Consider the following 22,737-nt stretch of genomic DNA (forward strand, 5'->3'; position numbering starts at 1 on the left):
CCACGATGGACATCAACCAAAGGAATCCGTCACAATCAATCCATGACGGGGTTGTGCATCATGCACTGGCTTTTAACACACTGTTGAGTTCTCAAGAAACGGACGCGTACACCCTCACCAGAACCACTTCACGCGGTCCCCGCTCGGAGGCGCTCATTTCGTTTTGTTGTGCTTCGTTCGTTGTGTCTTAATTCTTTCAGCCGTTCAAGTCCCTGTCAAATTGACCGGACCCGCTCGACCTGCAGGAATTAAGCCGCGCCCCCTTTCGGAGACAACCCCTCTAACTTACCAGCCCGTTGACCGATCTGCGAATCGATCTCCGGACCCGCGAGTCTGAAGGGATTGCCGACGACCACGACACAACACACCAAAGTCACCGGAGTGAAGGAGGAGGGTTGCGCCGCACCGCGTCGGCTCCTAAAGATTAGCAGCGCTCCCGACCTCTCGTGCCGCTTCGCCGCGTTCTCCGGCAACAGAACGATCACGACCGAACATAGACTCCCCCCGTGAGCAGTAACACGCCGCCAGTGGCGAAGAAGGTCCCTACGGAGCGCACCCATCACGGCGACACCGTCATCGACGAGTACGCCTGGCTGAGCAACAAGGAAGATCCAGACACCACCGCCTATCTGGAGGCGGAGAACGACTTTCTCAAACAGGAGACCGCTCACCTCTCCGAGCTCCAGGAGCAGGTGTTCCAGGAGATCAAGGGCCGCACCCAGGAAACTGACCTGTCGGTGGCCAGCCGGAAGGGCGCGTGGTGGTACTTCACCCGCACCGAGGAGGGCAAGCAGTACGCGGTCTCCTGCCGTGTCCCCGCCGACAGCGACGCGCCCCCGGAGATCACCCCGGGCGTGCGGCTCGAACGGGAGCAGGTGATCCTCGATGGCAACGAGCTCGCCGGCGACAGCCCGTTCTTCTCGATCGGCACCAGCTCCGTCACCCCTGACGGGACGATGCTGGCCTACTCGACCGACTTCAAGGGCGACGAGCGTTTCACGCTGAGGTTCAAGAACCTTGAGACGGGCGAGCTGCTCCCCGACGAGATCGCCGACATCTTCTACGGAGGCGCCTGGTCGGCCGACGGCTCGGCGTTCTTCTACACCCGCGTCGACGACGCCTGGCGTCCCTACCAGGTCTACCGGCACACCCTGGGCACCCAGGAGGACGTGCTGGTCTACGAGGAGAGCGACGAGCGTTACTGGGTGGGCATCGGGCTGACCCGCAGCGAGCGGTACCTGGTGCTGGGTGCCGGCAGCAAGATCACCAGCGAGGTGCGCATCCTCGACGCCACCGACCCCACGGGCGAGTTCCGGGTGGTCCGTCCCAGGACGACCGGCGTCGAGTACGGCGTCGAGCACGCGGGCGACTTCTTCTACGTGCTCCACAACGAGAACGCCGAGAACTTCGAGCTGGCCACCGCCCCGCTCGACGACCCGGCCTCCTGGACCCCGCTGATCGCGCACAGGGACGACACCAGGCTCCTGGAGATCGACGCGTTCTCCGACCACGCCGTCGTGCACTTCCGCCGCGACGGCCTGACCGGCCTGCGCGTGCTCCCCTACAGCTCCGCCGGGGACACCTGGCGCGAGCGGGTCGAGGCGTCGGAGCGGAACGCGTACGAGATCGACTTCCCCGAGCCGCTCTACGACGTCGGCCCGGCCGGGAACCCGGAGTTCACGACCAGGCGGCTGCGCCTGGCGTACACCAGCATGGTCACCCCGCCCAGCGTGTACGACTACGAGCTGGACACCCACGAGCTGATCCTGCTCAAGCAGCGGCCGGTGCTGGGCGGCTACGACGCGAACGACTACGAGCAGTTCCGCGAGTGGGCCGTCGCCGAGGACGGCACGAAGATCCCCGTGTCCATCGTCAAGCGCAAGGACGCCGCCAAGCCCGCGCCGACCGTGCTGTACGGGTACGGCAGCTACGAGACCTCGATCGACCCCGGGTTCTCCGTCCCGAGGTTGTCGCTGCTCGACCGCGGATTCGTGTTCGCCGTCGCGCACGTGCGGGGCGGCGGTGAGATGGGCCGCCGCTGGTACGAGGACGGCAAGCTCACCAGGAAGCGCAACACGTTCACCGACTTCGTGGCCGCGGCCAGGCACCTGAAGGCGACCGGCTGGAGCGAGCGGGTCATCGCCAGGGGAGGCTCGGCGGGCGGCCTGCTGATGGGCGCGGTGACGAACCTGGCGCCGGAGGAGTTCGCGGGTGTCGTGGCCGAGGTGCCGTTCGTGGACGCGCTGAACACCATCCTCGATCCGTCGCTCCCGCTGACCGTGATCGAATGGGACGAGTGGGGCGACCCGCTGCACAACCCCGACGTATACGCGTATATGAAGAGCTACTCACCGTACGAGAACGTGGACGGCCGGCCGTACCCGCCGATCCTGGCGATCACGAGCCTGAACGACACGCGCGTGCTCTACCACGAGCCGGCGAAGTGGATTGCCAGGCTGCGGGCGACCGCGAGCGGCGGGCCGTTCCTGCTGAAGACGGAGATGGGCGCGGGGCACGGCGGGCGCAGCGGGCGTTACGACGCCTGGCGGGAAGAGGCATTCGCGCTCTCCTGGATCATTGAGAGGGGCACGTCATGACGTATCAGGCCGACGAGGGGCGCTACGAGCGCCAGCCGTACAACCGCAGCGGGCGCAGCGGGCTCAAGCTCCCCGCGGTGTCGCTGGGCCTGTGGCACAACTTCGGCGACAACCGGCCGATCGAGAACTCCCGGGCGATCCTGCGCCGGGCGTTCGACCTCGGGGTGACGCACTTCGACCTGGCCAACAACTACGGCGTGCCGTACGGCTCGGCGGAGCGGAACTTCGGCCGGATCCTGCGCGAGGACTTCCTGCCGTACCGTGACGAGCTGATCATCTCCACCAAGGCCGGCTACGACATGTGGCCCGGCCCGTACGGCGAGTGGGGCTCGCGGAAATACGTCCTGGCCAGCCTCGACCAGTCGCTCCAGCGCATGGGCCTGGACTACGTGGACATCTTCTACAGCCACCGTCCCGACCCGGAGACGCCGCTGGAGGAGACCATGGGCGCGCTGGACCGGGCGGTGCGCTCGGGCAAGGCGCTGTACGCGGGCATCTCCAACTACTCGGCCGAGCAGACCGCCCAGGCCGCGCGCATCATGCGCGAGCTGGGCACCCCGCTGCTCATCCACCAGCCGTCCTACTCCATGATCAACCGGTGGATCGAGGGCGGGCTGCTGGACGCGCTGGAGGAGGCGGGGATGGGCTGCATCGTGTTCTCGCCGCTGGCGCAGGGGCTGCTGACCGACCGCTACCTCGACGGGGTGCCGGCCGACTCGCGGGCGGCCACCAGCAGGTTCCTGAGCGAGGACAAGATCGACCGGGAGCTGGCGCGCGACCTCAACGAGATCGCCGGGGCCCGGGGGCAGACGCTGGCTCAGATGGCGCTGTCGTGGACGCTCAGGGATCCGCGGGTGACCAGCGTGCTGATCGGGGCCAGCAGCGTCAGGCAGCTGGAGGACAACGTGGCGTGCGTGGACGGCCCGGCCTTCACCGAGGACGAGCTGCAGGCCATAGACAAGATCACAGGGCTTCGGACCGCTGGAGGTAGGTGAAGGCGGCCCAGCCGGGCAGCACCGGCAGCCAGAAGGTGAGCAGCCGGTACAACAGCACGGCCGAGGTGGCCAGTTCCTTGGGCACCCCGGCCAGCACCAGGCCGCCCACCAGCGCCAGCTCGACCGCGCCCAGACCGCCCGGTGTGGGCGCGGCCGAGCCGATGGCGTTGGCCGTGAGGAAGACGACCGCCACGGCGGTGAAGCTGATCTCGTAACCGAACGCGGCGATGCAGGCGTCCAGGCACAGCACGAACATGAGGGTGATCATGAGTGTGCCGAAGGACGCCTCGATCATCTTGCGCGGCGACTGCAGCACGTCGAGCAGCCTGGGAAGCACGTTCGAGAAGAGCTTGCGCAGCCGCGAGGTCACCAGGCGGCGCAGCGGCGGCACGCCGAGCACCGCCACGACCAGCACCGCGACCGCGAGCAGCACCAGGACGAGCCCGCGCGACGGCGTGAACGAGGTGGCCGTGTTGGAGCCGGTGATGTAGGCGAACAGCGCCAGCAGCGAGATGTGGAAGACCAGCATGATGAGCTGCGAGGCCCCCACGCTGGCCACCGCGCTGGCCGGCGTGATGCCGCGTTTCTGCAGGTAGCGGGTGTTGATCGCGACACCGCCCACCGCGGCGGGCGCGACCAGCTTGACGAAGGAGGAGGCGAACTGCACGAGCACCGTGCGCCAGAGCGGCAGGTGCTCGGGCACGAAGCCGCGCAGCATCAGCGCGGCCGCCACGAAGCTGGCGAACGAGGCCACCAGCGCCAGCCCCGACCAGGCCCAGTTGGCCGTGGTGAGGACGTGGTAGACGTCCACCTGGCTGAGCTGGGAGAGCACGATGTACGCGGCCAGCGTGCTGGCGATGATCGTGATCAGGGTGCGCGGGCGGAACCGTTCGAGGCGGATCTCCTCGACCTTGTTCTGGGGCTTGAGCGCGACGATGTGCTCGCGGATGCCCGGCAGGACGTTCTTGGCCTTCGCCAGCGCCGCGCGGGTCTCCCTGGTCAGCGCGATGCGCTGGAGCAGCGGCATGGCGGCGGCCAGCGCGTCGGGACCCATCACGGCCGCCGCGGCGCGCACCGAGCGCTCGGGGCCCACGCGCAGTGACAGGTAGGTGAGGAGCTGGGCGACGTCGAGCCGCAGGAGCAGGTCTCCGGCGGCGACCTCGCCGCTGCGCGCGTCGGTGAGCACGACCCGGCCCGACCGGTCGAGGTGGATGCTGTCGCCGGTGAGCCTGCGGTGCGCCAGGCGCTGGATCTGCAGCAGCTCGACCTGCTCCCAGATCTGCGCGAGCAGCTCGTCGTCGATCTCGGAGTCGGGCACCTCGTCGAGCGGGCGGGTCTCGATGTGCTCGTAGGCGAGCAGCGCGGCCTCGGTGCCGATCTCGCTGGTGCCGAGCAGGCGCGGTGTGCTGGCGCCGGCCGCCTGGGCCGCGTACGCCATGAGCGCCTCGCGTTCGAGCTCTGCCCGCAGCGACCTGATCGCCCGGCGCTTGGTCTCGGAGTTGAGCCGGAAGCGCCGCCACAGCCGGTACGGCAGCCCGGCCACCTGCCGGTCGCGGTCGAGCACGGTGACGTCGAGGCTGGAGCCGTCCTTCAGCCCGATGGCGTAGCGGCGGCTGCCCTGGTGGTCGTCCTCGATGCGGCGGGCGGAGATCGGCGCGAACGACAGCTTGCGCAGCGCGGCCACCACGGCGCTGCCCGGCGGCCTGGTGTTGGGGCTGCCGACGCCGTACAGGGTGGCGTAGCCGATGGCCATGCCCACCAGCACCGTGACGATGGCGCTGGGGATCGTGATCTGGCGGCCGGAGAAGAAGGCCAGGATGTAGAGCGCGATGGTGGCCCACATCAGCATCCGCCAGGTGGGGCGGCGGGAGATGCGGACGGCGGTGGCGTACGCGATCACCGAGGTGAGCAGCGTGTTGAGCGGCTCGATCGTCCTGTCGCCGGTGAGCAGCACGCGCAGGTCGTCGACGTTGCCCGCGACGAGCCACTGCCCGAGCAGGAACGACCCGGCCATGCCCACGATGGCGGCGATCAGCCCTTCGGCGACGCGCAGCCCGTCACGGTGGAAGACCCGCTCGACGGCGAAGGCCACGGGCACGATGAGCACGGCCGCCCCGCCCAGGAACGCGGCGATCCTGCTGAGCAACGGTACGAGCTCCGCGCCCTCCTTGACGTCGGCCTCGAGCCCGATGAGCGTCTGCTTGGCGACCAGGGCGAGCAGGATGACCGCGCCGAGCACGAAGAGCGTGGCGAAGAAGCGCAACAGGTCGGACGGACGGCGCAGGCGCTGGGGCAGCAGCGGCTCTACGACGTAGACGTCGGTTTCCGCGCGTGACTCAGCCACGGCTGGATCCCCCTCCGCGAGGTCCTCCGTGTCATCTCGTTCCCTGATATCGGCCACCGACAGCGATTCTGCACCTTCCCGGCCGAGACCGTACGATCTCTAACTTCCAGTGTCCTCAATCGTCCCCGCAGTAGTCGCACCGGGCAGGCTACACGCTGGAGTTCCCACTGTTCACCTCCGAATTGTTGTAGACGCGTAGACGTAAGCTGTGACCCATGTCGGGCGAATTGAGGGTTTTGGGGGCATGTCCACTGGACTGCCCGGATACCTGCTCATGGGTGGTGACCGTCGAGAACGGCCGGGCCGTCAAGATGCGCGGCAACCCCGACCAGCCCTACACCAGGGGCGCGCTCTGCGTGAAGGTCAACCGCTACCTGGAGCACACCCGCGCCGACGACCGCATTCTCCACCCGATGCGCCGCACCGGGCCGAAGGGCTCGGGCCAGTTCGAGCGGATCACCTGGGAAGAGGCGCTCGACGAGATCTCCGTACGGCTGCGCGGCATCGTCGAGGAGCACGGCGGCGAGGCGATCTGGCCGTACCTGGGCACCGGCACGCTGGGCTACCTGCAGGGCTGCGAGGGCGTGGCCGGCCGCCGGTTCTGGAACCTGCTGGGCGCCTCCAAGCACTGGCTCAACATCTGCTCGGCGGCCGGCAACAGCGGCCTGCGGCGGACGAACGGCACCGCGGCCGGCATGGACCCGGAGAACTTCGCGCTCTCCAAGCTCATCCTGCTCTGGGGCACGAACACGCTGACCAGCGGGCACCACCTGTGGAAGTTCATCCAGGACGCCCGCGCGAACGGCGCGCACGTCGTCGCCATCGACCCGATCCGCACCAGGACCGCCGACCAAGCCGACGAGCACCTGGCGATCAGGCCGGGCACCGACGCGGCGCTCGCGCTCGGGCTGCTCAACGTCGTGCTGGCGGAGAACGCGCAGGACGAGGAGTTCCTGGCCGAGCACACCGAGGGCTGGGCCGAATTCCGCGAGGAGATCCTGCGTCACCCGGTCGAGCGAGTGGCGGAGATCACCGGGATCCCGGCAGAGGCCGTCCACAGGCTGGGGACGAGGCTCGCCCACACGCGCCCGACCGCGCTGCGCGCCACCCACGGACTCCAGCGGCACGCGGGCGGCGGGGCCGCGCTGCGCACGATCGCCGCGATCCCCGGCGTCACCGGCGACTGGCGCCACCCGGGCGGGGGCATGGCCTTCTCCACCAGCGACCACGTGCACCTCAACGTCGACAAGCGCGACGACCTGCTGGCCGAGCCGGTGCGCACGCTGGTCATGACCAAGATCGCCTCGCAGCTCGAATCGGTGAAGTGCCTGTGGGTGTACGCGGCCAACCCGGCCGGCTCCTCGCCCGACTCCAACGCCATCAAGCGGCAGCTCGCCCGCGAGGACCTGTTCACGGTGGTCATGGAGCACTTCCCGACCGACACCGTGGACTACGCCGACATCGTGCTGCCCGCGACCATGCAGACCGAGCACCACGACCTGCACGCCGGCTACGGGCACCTCTACCTGCTGTGGAACGAGCAGGCCGTGCAGCCCCCGGGCGAGTGCCTGTCAACGACGGAGACGTTCCGGCGGCTGGCGGCGCACATGGGGATGACGGAGCCGTCACTGTTCGACTCCGACCTGGAGCTGGCCGAGCAGCTCCTGACGAGCGGGCACCCGTCGCTGGAGGGCATCACGCTGGACCGGCTGCGCAAGGAGGGCTGGGTACGGCTGAACTACCCGCGCCCCTTCGCGCCGTTCGCCGAGGGCTTCCCGACGCGTTCCGGGCGGCTGCGCTTCCCTCCGGCCGGCCAGGCGTACGTGCCGCCGCACACGGCCGCCGCGGCGGGGCGCTCGCCGTACCCGCTGGCGCTGGTCACGCCCGCCTCGCACACGTTCCTCAACACGACCTTCGGCAACAACCCGGAGCTGCGGCGCCGCGCCAAGGACCCGGTGGTGCTGGTCAACCCGGCCGACGCGGCCGACCGCGGGCTGGTGGCCGGCCAGCGCGTACGCGTGGCCAACGACGGCGGCGAGTTCCTGGCCGACGTGGAGATCAGCGACCGGGTGTCGGCCGGGGTGGTGGCCTCGACGAAGGGCCACTGGCCCAAGCTCAGCCCCGGCGGCGCCAACCCGAACGCCGTCGTGGCCGAGCGCGACGCGGACATGGGCCGGGGCCCCGCCTTCCACGACAACCTGGTGGAGCTCACCCCGTACGCTCCCTGACCGGCCCCGCACCCGCCGCCCGCGCATCCCTCCGGGGATGGCTTACAGAACCAGCTTGTAGCCCACGTGGGAGTCGGTGAAGCCGAGCGAGTCGTAGAAGCGGTGCGCGTCCGTACGTGACTTGTCGGAGGTGAGCTGCACCATCGCGCAGCCGCGCGCCCGCGCCCGGCCGATCGCCCACGTGATCATCCTGCGGCCCAGACCCTGCCCTCGGGTCGAGGCGGCGACTCGGACGGCCTCGATCAGGCACCGCTCGGCCCCCAGCCGTGACAGCCCGGCGAGGTACGTGAGCTGCATCGTCCCCACCACCTTGCCGTCGACCTCGGCCACGATCAGCTCGTCGGCGGGGTTGGCGTCGATCCGCTCGAACGCGGCCAGATACCGCTCGTCACCCGGGTCGCCCTCCCGCGCGGCGCCCAGCGGGTCGTCGGCCAGCAGCGCCACGATGGCCGGCACGTCCTCCCGGCGCGCCGGCCGGAAGATCAGCGACAGCAGGTAGTGGGACTCCATGAGGGCGGGGTTCGACGGCAGGGCCATGACCTTGCCGCTGGGCGTGAAGCCCTTGCGCGCGTAGAGGGCGCGGGCGGCGTGGTTCCGGTCCACGGCCCAGAGGCCGGCCTCCTCGGCGCCGGCGCTCCTGGCCCACTCGACGCCCGCGTCCACCAGCCGGGAGCCCACCCCCGCGCCTCTGGCCTCGGGCGCGACCCACATGGACAGCACGTGCGCGTGCCGCGGCTCCTCCAGCATCATGCACACCATTCCCACGTCGGCGCCGTCGCGCGTGGCCACCCAGTAGCGCGCGTCCGGGTTCGCCAGCCGCTCCGCCCACTTCTCGGGCGGGAACTCGACCTCGCGTCCGTACGAGGACCCGAACGCGTCCGGCGAGTCCCGCAGCGCGCGCAGGCGAACCTCCCGCAGCCGCGCGCCTTCGTCCGGACCGAGCTGCACAATGTCGATTTCCCTCATGTCCGAATCATGTCAGGGACAGTTCAGGGTCCGTCCCCGATGCCCCCAGGGTGGGACAAAAGGCAGCATGACGGTATGAACGAAATCAGTCGACGCGATGAGGTCTCGCTGTCCGGCGCCGCTCTCCGGGGCGCCCCTTGGAAGACCGCCGCCATCGGCGGCGGTGTCGTGTCCGCCGCCAGCTTCGGCATGGGCGTGCTCACCGGTGGTGGCGACCTGGTGTGGGCCCTGGGCCTGGGCGTCAGCCTGTTCGCCCTGATCGCCGCCATCGGTTCGGTCTCCAAGCCGAACGAGGGCGACCGGGTCACCCGCCAGGCCCGTCTCTGGTCGCTCAAGCATCCGTGGAAGTTCGCGCTCCTGCCGGCCGGCATCACGGCCGTGCTGGACTATCCGGTGCAGCTCGTGCTCGACGGCGAGGGCGTGTTCGGCTCGGCCGTCGACGCCCTGTGGCACGGCGCGCTCGTCTACCTGATCGCCGGCATCCTGACGCTCACGATGCAGGGACGAGCGCGATCGAGCCAGTGACCCCCGATCAACCCGCGGTGGCCTCCCTCTCGGCCTGGCTCCTGCAGACGCAGAACTCGTTGCCCTCGGGGTCGAGCATGGTGACCCAGCCGGTGCCGTCGGGCTTGCGCAGATCGTCGAAGACCGTCGCGCCCAGCCCGACCAGCCGCTCGACCTCCTGGTCACGAGTCCTGCCCTCGGTGCCGTTCACGTCGAGGTGCACCCGGTTCTTGACGGTCTTGCCCTCCGGCACGCGGATGAACAGCAGGAACGGATCCTGCTTCGTACGCAGCATGACCTCGTCGTCCCCCGGTTGGTCCCCCTCGCCCAGGGGCAGGCCCGTGGCCTTGCTCCACCAGCTGGCGATCTCGTACGGGTCGGCGGCGTCGATGGTGACGGCATGAATCTCGATCATGAGGCCACCCAATCGCGACACCACCAAAGGCGTCAAGCCAGTGTTCGCAGTCCGATGACGCCGGCCAGGATCAGGGCGATGGAGATGAGCCGCGGCAGCGACACCTCGTCCCCCATGGCGATCATGCCCAGGATCGCGGTGCCCGCCGCGCCGACGCCGGTCCAGACGGCGTACGCGGTGCCCACCTCGAGCGACTTGAGCGCGTACGAGAGCAGCCCGAAGCTCAGCACGGCCGTGACCAGGAACGACAGGGCCCACCACAGATGGGTGAAACCGTTGCTGAGCTTGAGCGAAAGGGCCATGGCGACCTCGAGGACGCCGGCCAGGACAAGGACGATCCACGCCACGATGCAACTCCCTGAAGACGAGACTGACTCGGTGCGTCGTCTTGGCGTTCCGGGTACGGCGCGTCTCGTCCGGGAGCCTTTTCAGCTCATCTGAGTGAACGTCGCAGGTAGGGCGGTCATTCCCACCAGATCGTGACCCACCGGTCACGAGGCACCGGCCACATGCCGAGCTCCAGCACCGTCGCCGCCATCTCGTCCGCCCTGGAAGGGTCGAGGCAGACCCGCCGGCACGCGCTGGCGGCCAGCTCCTCCAGCGACGTGAAACGTTCCAGAGGGGCTTCCCTCTCCTCCACCCGCACCGCGAACCCGAGCGCCGCCGCCAGCGCCACGCAGTCCTCCGCGATGGGCCGCACCGGCCGGTCGACACCGTGGAAGTGCTGCCACAGGGGCGTCATCCAGCTCATCGGATGGCGGTGCGGCAACTCCAGGACCACCCTGCCCTGCGTACGGGCGTCGAGCGCGCGCAGGAAGTCGGCCAGGTCGGGCACGTTGTAGACCACGTGCGCCGCCACGGCCGCGTCGGCCATCGGGACCTGGTCGGACACGTCGGGCCAGCGGCCCACGACCGTCGTCACCGGCACGCCCAGCTTCTCCGCCCGGGCCGTCAACCCCTCCAGCATGGAGGCCGAGGTGTCCACCGCGTAGAGATGCCCGATGCGCCCGTGCAGCGGCAGGGACGCGGCCCCCGGGCCGGAGCCCACGTCGAGCAGCGTGCCCTTGTGGGGAAGGCCCTCGGACAGGCGGGTCATGGTCGGTCCGTCGTCAGGCTCGGTCAGCGCCCGGTCGGTACGGGTGCCGAACCTTTCGGGCGAATGACTCCACGGGTCCACGGGAGCCTTGGCCAGGATCTCGTCCGGAATCGCCCAGGATTCCAGTCGCTCTCGCCATCGTGCGGCGAGTTCTTCGGCGTCCATGGAGACGAGCATGCCATGCATAGCGTGGGTTACCCGCGGGTAGCATTTCAGAGTAAGGTTACTCACCAGTACAGAAGCCTCGGTTCAAGGAGATCGACGCCCATGGGCCACTACAAGAGCAACGTGCGTGACCTGGAATTCAACCTTTTCGAGGTGTTCGGGAGACGCGAGATCCTCGGCACAGGGCCATTTGCCGAAGTGGACGAGGATGTCGCCCGCAGCGTTCTGGACGAGATGAGCCGGCTCTCCACCGGCGTGCTCGCCGACTCCTTCGAAGAGGGCGACAGGCACCCGCCCGTGTTCGACGCGGCCACCGGCTCCGTGAAGGTCCCCGAAGGTTTCAAGAAGTCCTACAAGGCGCTGGTGGAGGGCGGCTGGGCGCACCTCGACCTGCCCGCCGAGCTGGGCGGTCCGGGCATCCCGCGAAGCCTGGCCTGGGCCACGGCCGAGATGGTGCTCGGCGCGAACCCGGCGCTCTACATGTACGCCGCGGGCCCCAACTTCGCCTACACCCTGTGGAAGGTGGGCACGCCGGAGCAGAAGCGCTTCGCCGAGCTGGCCATCGAGCACAACTGGGGCGCCACCATGGTCCTCACCGAGCCCGACGCGGGCTCCGACGTGGGCGCCGGGCGGACGAAGGCGGTCCAGCAGCCCGACGGCACCTGGCACATCGAGGGCGTCAAGCGCTTCATCACCAGCGCCGAGCACGACATGTCCGACAACATCTTCCACCTGGTGCTGGCCCGGCCCGAGGGCCACGGCGCCGGCACCAAGGGGCTGTCGATGTTCCTGGTGCCGAAGTACCACGTGGACCTCGAGACCGGCGCGCTCGGCGAGCGCAACGGCGTCTACGTCACCAACGTCGAGAAGAAGATGGGCCTGAAGGTCTCCACGACCTGCGAGCTGACCTTCGGCGACAAGCACCCGGCGATCGGCTGGCTGGTCGGCGACGCGCACGAGGGCATCAAGCAGATGTTCATGGTGATCGAGCACGCCCGCATGATGGTCGGCACCAAGGCCATCGCGACACTCTCCACCGGCTACCTGAACGCCCTGGAGTACGCCAAGGCCCGCGTGCAGGGCGCCGACCTGACGAGGATGACCGACAAGACCGCTCCCCGGGTGACCGTGACCCACCACCCGGACGTGCGGCGCGAGCTCATGCTGCAGAAGGCGTACGCCGAGGGCATGCGCGCGCTGGTGCTCTACACGGCCACGTTCCAGGACACCCTGCTCATCGACCCGGACGACCGGCACGCCCAGCAGATGAACGACCTGCTGCTGCCCATCGTGAAGGGCGTCGGGTCGGAGCGGTCGTACGAGCTGCTCTCCCGCTCCCTGCAGACGCTGGGCGGCTCCGGCTACCTGCAGGACTACCCGATCGAGCAGTACATCCGGGACGCCAAGATCGACTCCCTGTACGAGGGCACGACCGCGATCCAGGGCCTCGACCTGTTCTTCCGGAAGATCCTGCGCAACCAGGGCGCGGCGGTCGGCTCGCTGCTGGCCGAGATCAACGAGTTCGCCGGCTCCGAGGCGGGCAACGGCCGGCTCAAGGAGGAGCGCAAGCTGCTCACCGAGGCCGCCGCCGAGGTCAAGGCCATGGGCGACACGATGGCGGGCTGGGCGCTCGGTTCGCTGGAGGTGCCCCAGGAGGTCTACAAGGTCGGCCTGAACACCACCAGGTTCCTGCTCTCGCTGGGCGACCTGGTCATCGGCTGGCTGCTGCTGCGCCAGGCCGAGGTGGCCCTGGCCAAGCTGACCGAGGACGAGGACCCGTTCTACCTGGGCAAGGTCGCCGCCGCCTCGTTCTTCGCCAAGACCGTGCTGCCCCGGCTGTCCGCCGAGCGGCGCGTGCTCGCCTCCACCGGTCAGGAGCTCATGGAGCTCCCCGAGGAAGCCTTCTAGGACCACCACCTCTGCCACCCGCGGCAGTCACACCGGCCGGGCGCCCGCATCCGTGCGGGCACCCGGCCGTCGTTCTGTCGGACCGGACACAGTCACCGGATCCGGGGGCGAGTAACGTCCCGGCCATGAGTTCGTCTTCGCATGACCATCCGCTGCCTCCTCCGCGCATCGAGGAGGTGTCGGACGGCGTGTACGCATATCTCCAGCCTGACGGGAGCTGGTGGATCAACAACACCGGGTTCCTGGCGGGGCGGCGCGGCGTCGTCGTCATCGACGCCTGCTCGACCGAGCGCCGCACACGGGCCTTCCGTGAGGCCATCGGCAAGGTCAGTGACCGGCCGATCACCACTTTGATCAACACCCACCACCACGGGGACCACACGTTCGGCAACTGGCTGTTCCCCGAGGCCACGATCGTCGGGCACGAGGGCGTACGCGAGCAGATCATCGCCGACGGCGTCCCCGCCTACCGCGCCGCGTGGTCGCCCGAGGTCGAGTGGGGGAAGATGGAGATCGCGCCGCCGTTCCTCACCTTCACCGACCGGATCACCCTGCACTCCGACGACCTGCGCTGCGAGATCCGGCACGTCGGGCACGCCGCGCACACGACCAACGACTCCTACGTGTGGATCCCGGAGCGGCGGCTGCTGTTCGCGGGTGACCTCGTCTTCAACGGCGGGACACCGTTCGTGCTGATGGGCTCGGTGGCCGGGGCGCTGCGGGCCGTCGAACAGCTCAGGGAGCTGGGAGCGGAGACCATCGTGCCGGGGCACGGCGAGGTGTGCGGGCCGGAGGCGTACGAACCGGTCGAGGGCTATCTGCGCTTCGTGCAGGAGACCGCCCGGCGGGGCAAGGAGGCGGGGCTGACGCCGCTGGAGACGGCCAGGGAGACGGACCTGGGCGAGTGGGCGGGGCTGCTGGACGCGGAGCGCATCGTGGGCAACCTGCACCGCGCCTACGCAGAACTCGACGGGCAGCCCCTCGGCGCGCCGATCGACCTGGTCACTGCCGTGCTGGACATGATCACCTACAACGACGGGAAGCCCTTGTCGTGTCTCGCCTGAGATGCGACGGGTGTGATCAACGATAGTCGGGTATGACCGAGGCTGTACTCGCCGTTTGCCTGGAGGTCGTCATGGGTGTCGGGGTCAGCATCTTCTTCCTCACGCTTGGCGCCATCCTGAGGTTCGCGATCGAACCCGACGTGTTCGGTCAGAGCGTTCACATGGACGTCGTGGGCATCATCTTCATGATCGTCGGCGGCGTGGGAGTGGTGCTGAGCATCGTGCTGGCCCCGAGGCGGGGCCAGACGTCCGACAACAGGCTGATGCACCGCGAGAACAACCCGCCTGACCTCTAGAGGCTCAGCTGCACGGCGGCGCGGGTCGCGAGGATCGGCTTGATGTGCTGGGCGATCACTGCCTGGTGGTCGGGGTGGTCGCGGTAGACGAGGTAGTCGTCGAGGCTGTCGAAGTCCGCAACCACGCCGTAGTCGTGGTTGCCCTGGTTGATGAGCGCGTCGGCGCCCACCGTGTAGGAGCGCAGCTGCGGGATGAGGCCCGGCAGCTTGCGCAGCTCGGCCGTCACCGCGGCCTTCTGCTCGTCGGTCGCGTCCTTGGTCCAGGTGAACAGCACGATGTGGCGAATCATGCGGGTCACTTTATCGATGTATCTGATCCGGGCCTCGCGCACTCTGACGTGATCGGGGTGCGGGCGTCCCCACCGTACGGCGATCGCCGGGGGAGGGGTCCTCCCGGCGGTCGCCGTACCCGGTTCGGGGTCAGCTCCAGGCGAGCATGCGGATGGGGTCCTCCAGCATGGCGCCCACGTCGCGCAGGAACAGCGAGCCCAGCTCGCCGTCCACGATCCGGTGGTCGAAGGAGAGCGACAGGGTCGTCACCTTGCGGACCGCCAGCTCGCCGTCCACCACCCACGGCATGTCCCTGACCTGGCCGAAGGCGAGGATGGCCGACTCGCCGGGGTTCAGGATCGGGGTGCCGCCGTCCACGCCGAACACGCCGACGTTGGTGATGGTGATGGTGCCGCCGGACATCTCCGCCGGTTGCGTACGGCCCGCCCGGGCCGTCTCCGCGAGCTGGGCCAGCTGCCTGGCCAGGTCGGGGAGCGACAGGGCGTGCGCGTCCTTGACGTTGGGCACCACCAGGCCGCGCGGCGTGGCGGCGGCGATGCCCAGGTTCACGTAGTGCTTGACGACGATCTCCTGGGCCGCCTCGTCCCAGGAGGAGTTGATCATCGGGTGCCGTCCGACCGCAGTGAGGACGGCCTTAGCCACCAGGAGCAGCGGGGAGACCTTGACCTCGGCGAAGTCGGGGAGCGCCCGCAGGCGGCGCACCGCGTCCATGGTGCCGGTCATGTCCACCTGGAGGAACTCGGTGGCGTGGGGAGCGGTGAAGGCGCTGGTGACCATGGCTTGGGCGGTCATCTTGCGTACGCCCTTGACGGGGATGCGCTCTTCCCGCTCCCCCGGCCGCGGAGCCGCCACGGGCGCCTGGGCGGGGGCCTGGGCCGCCGTCTGGATGTCCTCGCGGGTGATCGAGCCCTGCGGGCCCGTGCCGGTGACGGCCGTCAGGTCGACGCCCAGGTCCTTGGCCAGCTTGCGGACCGGGGGCTTGGCCAGGACGGCCACCCGGCTGGGCACCGGGGCCGCCGGTGCGGGGGCCGGTGCCGGTTCAGGGGCCGGAGGGCCGTCCACCTCCACCCGGGAGGGGTTGGCGACCGGGTTGGCCGGGACGCCGGGGGACGGTTGCCTGCGGGGGCGGCGTTTGGTGGCGCCGGTCTTGACGCCGTAGCCGACCAGGACCGCCTGGCGTTCCTCCTTGGGCGCTGGGCTGCCGTGGGCGCCGGGCTCGACCGCGCCCTCCGCCGGCGGCTTCGGGACCATGTCGTCCGCCAGGGCCTCCAGCCGGTCCGCGGCACCGCTCTCGGTCCCGGCGCCTGAAACGGCGGCCGGAGTGGCCTCGGTCGGACTGGTGGCGGCCGGGGCGGCGGCTGCCGGAGCGGGGGTTTCGCCGGGCTCGGTGGTGTCGACGGCGATGATCGGGGCGCCGACGTCGACCGTCTGGCCCTCCTCGGCCATCAGGCCCGCCACCACGCCGTCCCACGGGATCGGCAGCTCGACGATCGACTTGGCCGTCTCGATCTCCACCACGATCTGGTTGACCTTGACGTCGTCACCGGCCTTGACGTGCCAGCGGACGATCTCCGCCTCCGTCAGGCCCTCACCGACGTCCGGGAGCTTGAACTCGCGTCGCATTGACAACCCCTCAGTATCCGAAGGTCCGGTCGACGGCGTCGAGCACCCGGTCCAGGTCGGGCAGGTAGTGCTCCTCCAGCTTCGACGGGGGGTAGGGGGTGGAGAAGCCGCCGGTCCGCAGCACGGGCGACTCCAGGTGGTAGAAGCACTGCTCGGTGATCCGGGCCGCGAGCTCGGCGCCGAAGCCGCTGTTGACGGGCGCCTCGTGCACGATCACGACCCGCCCGGTGCGGCGCACGGAGTCCATGACGACCGGCTCGTCCAGCGGGTTGAGCGAGCGCAGGTCGATGACCTCCAGCGAGCGCCCGTCGTCCTCGGCGGCCGCGGCGGCCTCCAGGCAGGTCTTGACCATGGGCCCGTACGCCAGCAGCGTGACGTCGCTCCCCGGCCGCACCACCTTGGCGGCGTGCAGCGGCGGCCACCAGTCGGTGGAGGCGGTGTCGATGTCGGCCTTCTCCCAGTAGCGGCGCTTCGGCTCGAAGAAGATCACCGGGTCGTCGCTGCGGATGGCCTGCTGGATCATGGTGTACGCGTCGGCCGGGTTGGAGCAGGCGACGACGCGCAGGCCGGCCGTGTGGGTGAAGTACGCCTCCGGCGACTCGCTGTGGTGCTCGACCGCCCCGATGCCGCCGCCGCACGGGATGCGTACGACGACGGGCAGCTTGATCGCGCCGAGCGAGCGCATCGGCATCTTGGCCAGCTGGGTGATGATCTGGTCGGCCGCCGGGAAGACGAACCCGTCGAACTGGATCTCGCACACCGGGCGGTAGCCGCGCAGCGCCAGCCCGATCGCGGTGCCGATGATGCCCGACTCGGCCAGCGGCGTGTCGATGACGCGGTCCTCGCCGAAGTCCTTCTGCAGGCCGTCGGTGACCCGGAAGACGCCGCCCAGCTTGCCGACGTCCTCACCCATGATGAGGACCTTGGGGTCGTCCTCCATGGCTTTGCGCATGCCTTCGTTCAGTGCCTTTGACAAGCTGAGAATGGTCACTTCTCGAACCCCTCCAAGTACGCGGCGAACTGGGCGCGCTCCTGGTCGATCAGGGCGTGGGGCTCGCTGTAGACGTGGTCGAAGATGTCGAGCGGCTCGGGGTCGGGCATGGCCAGGCAGCGCCGGCGCAGGTCGGCGCCGAGCTGGTCGGCCTCGGCGTCCACCGAGTCGAAGAATGCCTGGTCGGCCTGCTCGTTCTTGAACAGGAACGACTTGACCCGCTCGATCGGGTCCTTGAGCTTCCACGCCTCCAGCTCGCTGGCCACCCGGTAGCGCGTGGGGTCGTCGGTCGTGGTGTGGGCGCCCATCCGGTACGTGTACGCCTCGATGAGCGTCGGCCCCTGCCCGGTGCGGGCGGCTTCGAGCGCCTTGCGCGTCACCGCCAGGCAGGCGAACACGTCGTTGCCGTCGACCCTGATCCCGGGGAACCCGAAGCCGGAGGCCCGGCGGTAGAGCGGGATGCGGGTCTGCTTCTCCAGCGGCTCGGAAATGGCCCACTGGTTGTTCTGGCAGAAGAACACGATGGGGGCGTTGAAGACGCTGGCCCAGATGAAGGACTCGTTGACGTCGCCCTGGGAGGTGGCGCCGTCGCCGAAGTAGACGATGGTCGCGGCGCTGGCGTCGTCGCGCTGGATGCCCATCGCGTAGCCGACCGCGTGGAGGGTCTGGCTGCCGATCACGATCGTGTACAGGTGGAAGTTGTGCTCCTTGGGGTCCCACCCGCCGTGGTTGACCCCTCTGAACAGGCCCAGCAGCCTCACCGGGTCCACGTCCCTGCACCACGCCACGCCGTGCTCGCGATAGGTGGGGAAGGCCATGTCGGAGTCGGTCAGCGCGCGGCCCGAGCCGATCTGGGCCGCCTCCTGGCCCAGCAGCGAGGCCCAGATGCCCAGCTCGCCCTGCCGCTGCAGCGCCACCGCCTCCAGGTCGATGCGCCGGACGAGCATCAGGTCGCGGTAGAGCGACCGGATCTCCTCCGGGGTCAGGTCTATGTCATAGTCGGGATGCTCGACCCGCTCGCCCTCCGGGGTGAGCAGCTGGACGAGCTCCGGGGGTGCGTCCGCACCGCGAGAGGCGTCGATGGTCATGCCACTCCTGCTGGTCGGGGCCGGTGTCGATGGGGTTGCCACGTGGCCGGCCTGCCTTGCGACGAACCGGGAGGTGGAGGTTCGTCAGCGTTTGGGGCCATCGTGGCAGACGTCACAGCCCTGTGCGCAAGCCCCATGTCCTCCCCGTTCCCGTTGTGTTCGCAGCCACACGCGCCGGTAGGCTGTGCTTCCCATTCACCCACCGCTCCCAGGAGGAACGCAGTGGCCCGCGTCATCGTGGACGTCATGTTGAAGCCCGAGATCCTCGATCCGCAGGGCCAGGCGATCGCCAGGGCGCTGCCCAGGCTCGGCTTCTCCGGCGTCTCGGCCGTGCGTCAGGGCAAGCGCTTCGAGGTCGAGATCGACGGCCCGGCCGACGATGCGGCGCTGGACGAGGTCCGCAAGATGGCCGAGACGCTGCTCGCCAACACCGTGATCGAGGACTACAGCGTCCGGGTTGAGGGCTAAGTCACATTTGGCGCCCTGTTTTCCCCCGGGGCGGTTAAAGTGAGGTTCCGACGTGCCACAATGCCACGGGCGTGCCAACACTAAATAACAACAACGTGATTTTGCGGTTAGCCCCGATTTCTCAGGGAAACCTACTCCAGGTGACATTCTGGCGCCCGGAGGAGTCCGGTGGATATTGAGTTCTCGTTGGCACTGCCCCGGGATGCGATCGGCATACCGATGGTCAGGCGAGTGCTTGGTGATGCCATGCGTTCACTCAACGTGAGCGAGACGTGCATCTCCGACATGCTGCTCGCCGTGTCCGAGGCGTGTTCCAATGCGGTCCGGCATGGAGGGCCGGCCAACCGCTACGAGGTTACGGCGGCGATCGGGTCCGGCCAGTGCGACGTGCGCGTCGCGGACAACGGTGACGGCGTCCCGTCGATGCCACCGCACTTTCCCCCTCCCGACACCGAGAACGGCCGCGGCCTGCTGATCATGCGCTCCGTGGTCGACGAGATCTCCTTCGGCGTCACGCCTGGCCGCGGCACCACGGTCCACCTGCGCAAGCTGCTCGCCTGGGACGACGGCGCCGAGGCCCGTCCCCGCGAGCTCGCCGCGGTCTGACCTGGTCGTTCGATCGGCGGCTGCGCTGCTCCGGGCCGATGCGGACCATGTGTGAGCACCCGATAACCTGATTACACCGCCGTCCACCCCGATCGGACGGTGGCGCGCGCATTCCTCCGGAGGGGACGACTGTCATGAGCGCTGCCCGTGTGGGCGTAGTCACGTTTCCAGGAACTCTCGACGACCAGGACGCAGCCAGAGCCGTACGCCTCGTGGGCGCGCAGGCGGTCCCGTTGTGGCACGCCGACCACGACCTCAAGGGGGTCGACGCCGTGTTCCTGCCCGGCGGCTTCTCCTACGGCGACTACCTGCGCTGCGGCGCCATCTCGCGCTTCGCGCCGCTCATGGACGAGCTCGTGCCCGCCGCCAGGGCGGGGCTGCCGGTGATCGGCACCTGCAACGGGTTCCAGATCCTGTGCGAGGCGCACCTGCTGCCCGGCGCGCTGACCCGCAACGCCTCGCTGCACTACGTCTGCCGTGACCAGCGGGTCAGGATCGAGCAGACCGCGACCGCGTGGACGAACTCGTTCGAGCAGGGCCAGGAGATCGTGCTGCCGATCAAGCACGGCGAGGGCCGCTACGTGGCCTCCGAGGACACCTTGGCCGCGCTCGAAGCGGGCGGTCACGTGGTCGTCCGCTATGCCGGCGGCAACCCGAACGGCTCGCTCAACGACATCGCCGGCATCCGCAACGAGGCGGGCAACGTGGTCGGCCTCATGCCGCACCCGGAGCACGCCGTCGAGGAGCTGGTCGGCGCCCCGAGCACCGACGGGCTCGGCTTCTTCACCTCCATCCTGAAGAACCTGGTGAACGCATGACAGACAGTGTGAAGCGGGCGGCGGAGACTCCCGACGAGCCGATGCCCTTCGCCGAGCTGGGGATGAAGCAGGACGAGTACGACCGGGTCAAGGAGATCCTGGGCCGCCGTCCGACCGGCTCCGAGCTGGCCATCTACAGCGTCATGTGGTCCGAGCACTGCTCGTACAAGTCCTCCAAGGTGCACCTGAAGCAGTTCGCCACCAAGGCGCCCAAGTCCGAGGCGCTGCTCGTGGGCATGGGCGAGAACGCCGGCGTGGTCGACATCGGCGACGGCTGGGCGGCCACGTTCAAGATCGAGTCGCACAACCACCCGTCCTACGTCGAGCCGCACCAGGGCGCGGCCACCGGTGTCGGCGGGATCGTCCGCGACATCATGTCGATGGGCGCCCGCCCGATCGCCGTCATGGACGCGCTGCGCTTCGGCGCCGCCGACGCCGTGGACACCCGCCGGGTGCTGCCCGGCGTGGTCGAGGGCATCAGCAGCTACGGCAACTGCCTGGGCCTGCCCAACATCGGCGGCGAGGTCGCCTTCGACCCCTGCTACATCGGCAACCCCCTGGTCAACGCCCTGTGCGTGGGCCTGCTGCGCAAGGACCAGATCAAGCTGGCCACCGCGCCCGGCCCGGGCAACAAGGTCGTGCTGTTCGGCGCGTCCACCGGCCCCGACGGCATCGGCGGCGCCTCGGTGCTGGCCAGCGCCACGTTCGAGGACGAGTCGCAGGCCAAGCGCCCCGCCGTGCAGGTGGGCGACCCGTTCATGGAGAAGCTGCTCATCGAGTGCTGCCTGGAGCTGTACGCGGCCGACGTGGTCGTGGGCATCCAGGACCTCGGCGCGGCCGGCGTCTCCTGCGCCACCACCGAGCTCGCCGCCAAGGGCACCGGCGGCATGAAGGTCGACCTCAACCTGGTCCCGCTCCGCGACCCCTCGCTCAGGCCCGAGGAGATCCTCATGAGCGAGTCGCAGGAGCGGATGATGGCCGTGGTCCGGCCCGACGACATCCCCGCGTTCATGGCGATCTGCGAGAAGTGGGACGTGCCCGCCACCGTCATCGGCGAGGTCACCGACACCGGCCGCCTGGTCATGACCTGGGACGGCGAGACCATCGTGGACATCCCGCCGGGCACCGCCGCCGACGAGGGCCCCGTCTACGAGCGCCCCTTCCACGAGCCCGCCGGACAGACCGCGCTCAACGCCGACACGCCCGACCGGCTGGAGCGGCCGACGGACCTGCGGGAGACGCTGCTCAAGCTGCTCGCCTCGCCCAACCTGGCCTCCAAGGAGTGGGTGACCTCCCAGTACGACCGCTACGTCCGCTCCAACACCGTGCTGGCCCAGCCGGCCGACGCGGGCATGGTGCGGATCTCCGAGGTCATGGCGGGCGCCGAGCCGACGACGCGCGGCATCGCGCTGTCCACCGACGGCAACGGCCGCTACGCCAAGCTCGACCCGTACGCGGGGGCGCAGCTCGCGCTCGCCGAGGCGTACCGGAACGTGGCCGTGACCGGCGCCAAGCCCCTGGCCGTCACCAACTGCCTCAACTTCGGCTCCCCCGAGGACCCGGAGGTCATGTGGCAGTTCGCCGAGGCCGTACGCGGCCTGGCCGACGCCTGCAGGGCGCTGGGCGTGCCGGTGACCGGCGGGAACGTGTCGTTCTACAACCAGACCGGCTCGACGGCCATCCACCCGACGCCGGTCGTGGGCGTGCTCGGGGTCATCGAGGACGTGGCCAAGCGAGTGCCGTCCGGATTCGTCGCCGAAGGGCTGCGGGTCGTGCTGCTCGGGGACACCCGCGAGGAGTTCGGCGGGTCCGAGTGGGCGCACGTCGCGCACCACCACCTGGGCGGGCTGCCGCCGCAGGCGGTCCTGGAGGCCGAGCAGGCGCTGGGCACCGTGCTGGTGGAGGCGGCGCGCCGGGGGCTGCTCGAAGGGTCGCACGACCTGTCCGACGGCGGCCTGGCCATCGCGCTCGCCGAGTCCTGCCTGGCGAGCGGCGTCGGGGCCAGGGTGGAGCTGAGCGGTGACGCATTCACCGACCTGTTCAGCGAGTCGGCCTCGCGGGCGCTCGTCGTGGTCCGGCCGGAGGCGTACGACGAGTTCGCCTCGCTGTGCGGGCGCCACGAGGTGCCTTGTTACGGCCTCGGGGTGACCGGCGGGGCGTCGCTGGTGGTCGAGGGCGTGTTCGAGGTCTCCGTCGAGGAGCTGCGGGAAACGCACTCGGCGGCGCTTCCGGCGCTGTTCGGCTGAGTTCTTCCACAAGAGGGCCGGTACGGGT

At 69.5% G+C, this 22,737-nt stretch carries 20 protein-coding genes, 1 pseudogene and 1 riboswitch; of the genes and pseudogenes, 11 read left to right on the forward strand and 10 right to left on the reverse strand.

Annotated features, from left to right (window positions below):
• Positions 1 to 506: 506 nt before the first annotated feature.
• Positions 507 to 2,597, forward strand: coding sequence for a S9 family peptidase (locus AB0J69_RS31375; RefSeq protein ID WP_364124404.1), 2,091 nt, complete (start codon positions 507 to 509; stop codon positions 2,595 to 2,597).
• Positions 2,594 to 3,592, forward strand: coding sequence for an L-glyceraldehyde 3-phosphate reductase (mgrA, locus tag AB0J69_RS31380; RefSeq protein ID WP_364124406.1), 999 nt, complete (start codon positions 2,594 to 2,596; stop codon positions 3,590 to 3,592). The genes AB0J69_RS31375 and mgrA overlap by 4 nt, the downstream gene beginning before the upstream one ends.
• On the opposite strand, the gene AB0J69_RS31385 is transcribed toward mgrA, so the two are convergent.
• Entirely contained in the window at positions 3,561 to 5,936 is a 2,376-nt protein-coding gene (locus AB0J69_RS31385; protein ID WP_364124409.1) for a lysylphosphatidylglycerol synthase transmembrane domain-containing protein, read from the reverse strand. The genes mgrA and AB0J69_RS31385 overlap by 32 nt on opposite strands.
• 215 nt (positions 5,937 to 6,151) lie before the next feature.
• Between AB0J69_RS31385 and AB0J69_RS31390 the strand changes: the two genes are divergently transcribed.
• Positions 6,152 to 8,164, forward strand: a complete 2,013-nt coding sequence (locus AB0J69_RS31390) for a molybdopterin oxidoreductase family protein (RefSeq protein ID WP_364124412.1) — start codon at positions 6,152 to 6,154, stop codon at positions 8,162 to 8,164.
• A 42-nt stretch (positions 8,165 to 8,206) separates the two neighbouring features.
• On the opposite strand, the gene AB0J69_RS31395 is transcribed toward AB0J69_RS31390, so the two are convergent.
• Positions 8,207 to 8,674: a GNAT family N-acetyltransferase gene (locus AB0J69_RS31395; protein WP_364124843.1), complete on the reverse strand. Its 468-nt coding sequence runs from the start codon at positions 8,672 to 8,674 to the stop codon at positions 8,207 to 8,209.
• A 42-nt stretch (positions 8,675 to 8,716) separates the two neighbouring features.
• Positions 8,717 to 9,130, reverse strand: a pseudogene (locus AB0J69_RS31400) (GNAT family N-acetyltransferase); the annotation flags it as partial.
• 75 nt (positions 9,131 to 9,205) lie between these two features.
• On the opposite strand from AB0J69_RS31400, the gene AB0J69_RS31405 reads away from it, so the two are divergent.
• Positions 9,206 to 9,655 (forward strand): hypothetical protein, encoded by a 450-nt coding sequence (locus AB0J69_RS31405; protein WP_364124415.1) that lies wholly within the window; start codon positions 9,206 to 9,208, stop codon positions 9,653 to 9,655.
• Positions 9,656 to 9,662: 7 nt separating this feature from the next.
• Here AB0J69_RS31405 and AB0J69_RS31410 read toward each other — a convergent pair whose 3' ends face one another.
• The 3 genes from AB0J69_RS31410 to AB0J69_RS31420 all read right to left on the reverse strand — a co-directional run bounded on the left by AB0J69_RS31410 (position 9,663) and on the right by AB0J69_RS31420 (position 11,310).
• On the reverse strand, positions 9,663 to 10,049 hold the full coding sequence (locus tag AB0J69_RS31410; protein ID WP_364124418.1) for a VOC family protein: 387 nt from the start codon (positions 10,047 to 10,049) through the stop codon (positions 9,663 to 9,665).
• Positions 10,050 to 10,081: 32 nt separating this feature from the next.
• Positions 10,082 to 10,396 carry a multidrug efflux SMR transporter gene (locus tag AB0J69_RS31415; protein WP_364124421.1) on the reverse strand — a complete coding sequence of 105 codons (315 nt, stop codon included), beginning with the start codon at positions 10,394 to 10,396 and terminating at the stop codon, positions 10,082 to 10,084.
• Between the two features lie 30 nt (positions 10,397 to 10,426).
• Positions 10,427 to 10,487: riboswitch (guanidine-III (ykkC-III) riboswitch) on the reverse strand.
• A gap of 25 nt (positions 10,488 to 10,512) precedes the next feature.
• The gene (locus AB0J69_RS31420; RefSeq protein WP_364124424.1) at positions 10,513 to 11,310 is read right to left on the reverse strand and encodes a methyltransferase domain-containing protein; all 798 of its coding nucleotides are present in this window, start codon (positions 11,308 to 11,310) and stop codon (positions 10,513 to 10,515) included.
• Positions 11,311 to 11,412: 102 nt separating this feature from the next.
• Here AB0J69_RS31420 and AB0J69_RS31425 point away from each other — a divergent pair, with 102 nt between their 5' ends.
• The 3 genes from AB0J69_RS31425 to AB0J69_RS31435 all read left to right on the forward strand — a co-directional run bounded on the left by AB0J69_RS31425 (position 11,413) and on the right by AB0J69_RS31435 (position 14,578).
• A complete protein-coding gene (locus AB0J69_RS31425) occupies positions 11,413 to 13,218 on the forward strand; it encodes an acyl-CoA dehydrogenase (RefSeq protein ID WP_364124427.1) in 1,806 nt (601 codons plus the stop codon).
• 125 nt (positions 13,219 to 13,343) lie between these two features.
• Positions 13,344 to 14,282: an MBL fold metallo-hydrolase gene (locus AB0J69_RS31430; RefSeq protein WP_364124430.1), complete on the forward strand. Its 939-nt coding sequence runs from the start codon at positions 13,344 to 13,346 to the stop codon at positions 14,280 to 14,282.
• A gap of 32 nt (positions 14,283 to 14,314) precedes the next feature.
• Complete coding sequence (locus tag AB0J69_RS31435) at positions 14,315 to 14,578, forward strand: hypothetical protein (protein WP_364124433.1); 264 nt, start codon at positions 14,315 to 14,317, stop codon at positions 14,576 to 14,578.
• On the opposite strand, the gene AB0J69_RS31440 is transcribed toward AB0J69_RS31435, so the two are convergent.
• The 4 genes from AB0J69_RS31440 to pdhA form a co-directional block, all read right to left on the reverse strand.
• Positions 14,575 to 14,868, reverse strand: a complete 294-nt coding sequence (locus tag AB0J69_RS31440; protein WP_364124436.1) for a Dabb family protein — start codon at positions 14,866 to 14,868, stop codon at positions 14,575 to 14,577. The two genes, AB0J69_RS31435 and AB0J69_RS31440, sit on opposite strands and share 4 nt — an antisense overlap.
• Positions 14,869 to 14,998: 130 nt before the next feature.
• A complete protein-coding gene (locus tag AB0J69_RS31445; RefSeq protein ID WP_364124439.1) occupies positions 14,999 to 16,492 on the reverse strand; it encodes a dihydrolipoamide acetyltransferase family protein in 1,494 nt (497 codons plus the stop codon).
• Between the two features lie 10 nt (positions 16,493 to 16,502).
• Positions 16,503 to 17,483, reverse strand: a complete 981-nt coding sequence (locus AB0J69_RS31450) for an alpha-ketoacid dehydrogenase subunit beta (protein ID WP_364124442.1) — start codon at positions 17,481 to 17,483, stop codon at positions 16,503 to 16,505.
• Positions 17,480 to 18,571 carry a pyruvate dehydrogenase (acetyl-transferring) E1 component subunit alpha gene (pdhA, locus tag AB0J69_RS31455; RefSeq protein WP_364124445.1) on the reverse strand — a complete coding sequence of 364 codons (1,092 nt, stop codon included), beginning with the start codon at positions 18,569 to 18,571 and terminating at the stop codon, positions 17,480 to 17,482. The genes AB0J69_RS31450 and pdhA overlap by 4 nt, the downstream gene beginning before the upstream one ends.
• Positions 18,572 to 18,793: 222 nt before the next feature.
• Between pdhA and purS the strand changes: the two genes are divergently transcribed.
• The 4 genes from purS (at position 18,794) to purL (ending at position 22,709) form a co-directional block, all read left to right on the forward strand.
• Entirely contained in the window at positions 18,794 to 19,039 is a 246-nt protein-coding gene (purS, locus tag AB0J69_RS31460; RefSeq protein WP_364124448.1) for a phosphoribosylformylglycinamidine synthase subunit PurS, read from the forward strand.
• 219 nt (positions 19,040 to 19,258) lie between these two features.
• A complete protein-coding gene (locus AB0J69_RS31465; protein WP_364124846.1) occupies positions 19,259 to 19,645 on the forward strand; it encodes an ATP-binding protein in 387 nt (128 codons plus the stop codon).
• Between the two features lie 134 nt (positions 19,646 to 19,779).
• The gene (purQ, locus tag AB0J69_RS31470) at positions 19,780 to 20,463 is read left to right on the forward strand and encodes a phosphoribosylformylglycinamidine synthase subunit PurQ (protein ID WP_364124451.1); all 684 of its coding nucleotides are present in this window, start codon (positions 19,780 to 19,782) and stop codon (positions 20,461 to 20,463) included.
• Positions 20,460 to 22,709 carry a phosphoribosylformylglycinamidine synthase subunit PurL gene (gene purL, locus AB0J69_RS31475; RefSeq protein WP_364124453.1) on the forward strand — a complete coding sequence of 750 codons (2,250 nt, stop codon included), beginning with the start codon at positions 20,460 to 20,462 and terminating at the stop codon, positions 22,707 to 22,709. Before purQ ends, purL begins: the two co-directional genes overlap by 4 nt.
• Positions 22,710 to 22,737 lie beyond the last annotated feature (28 nt).

It is taken from the genome of Nonomuraea sp. NPDC049709 (assembly GCF_040674815.1).
In the GTDB taxonomy this organism is placed as follows: domain Bacteria; phylum Actinomycetota; class Actinomycetes; order Streptosporangiales; family Streptosporangiaceae; genus Nonomuraea.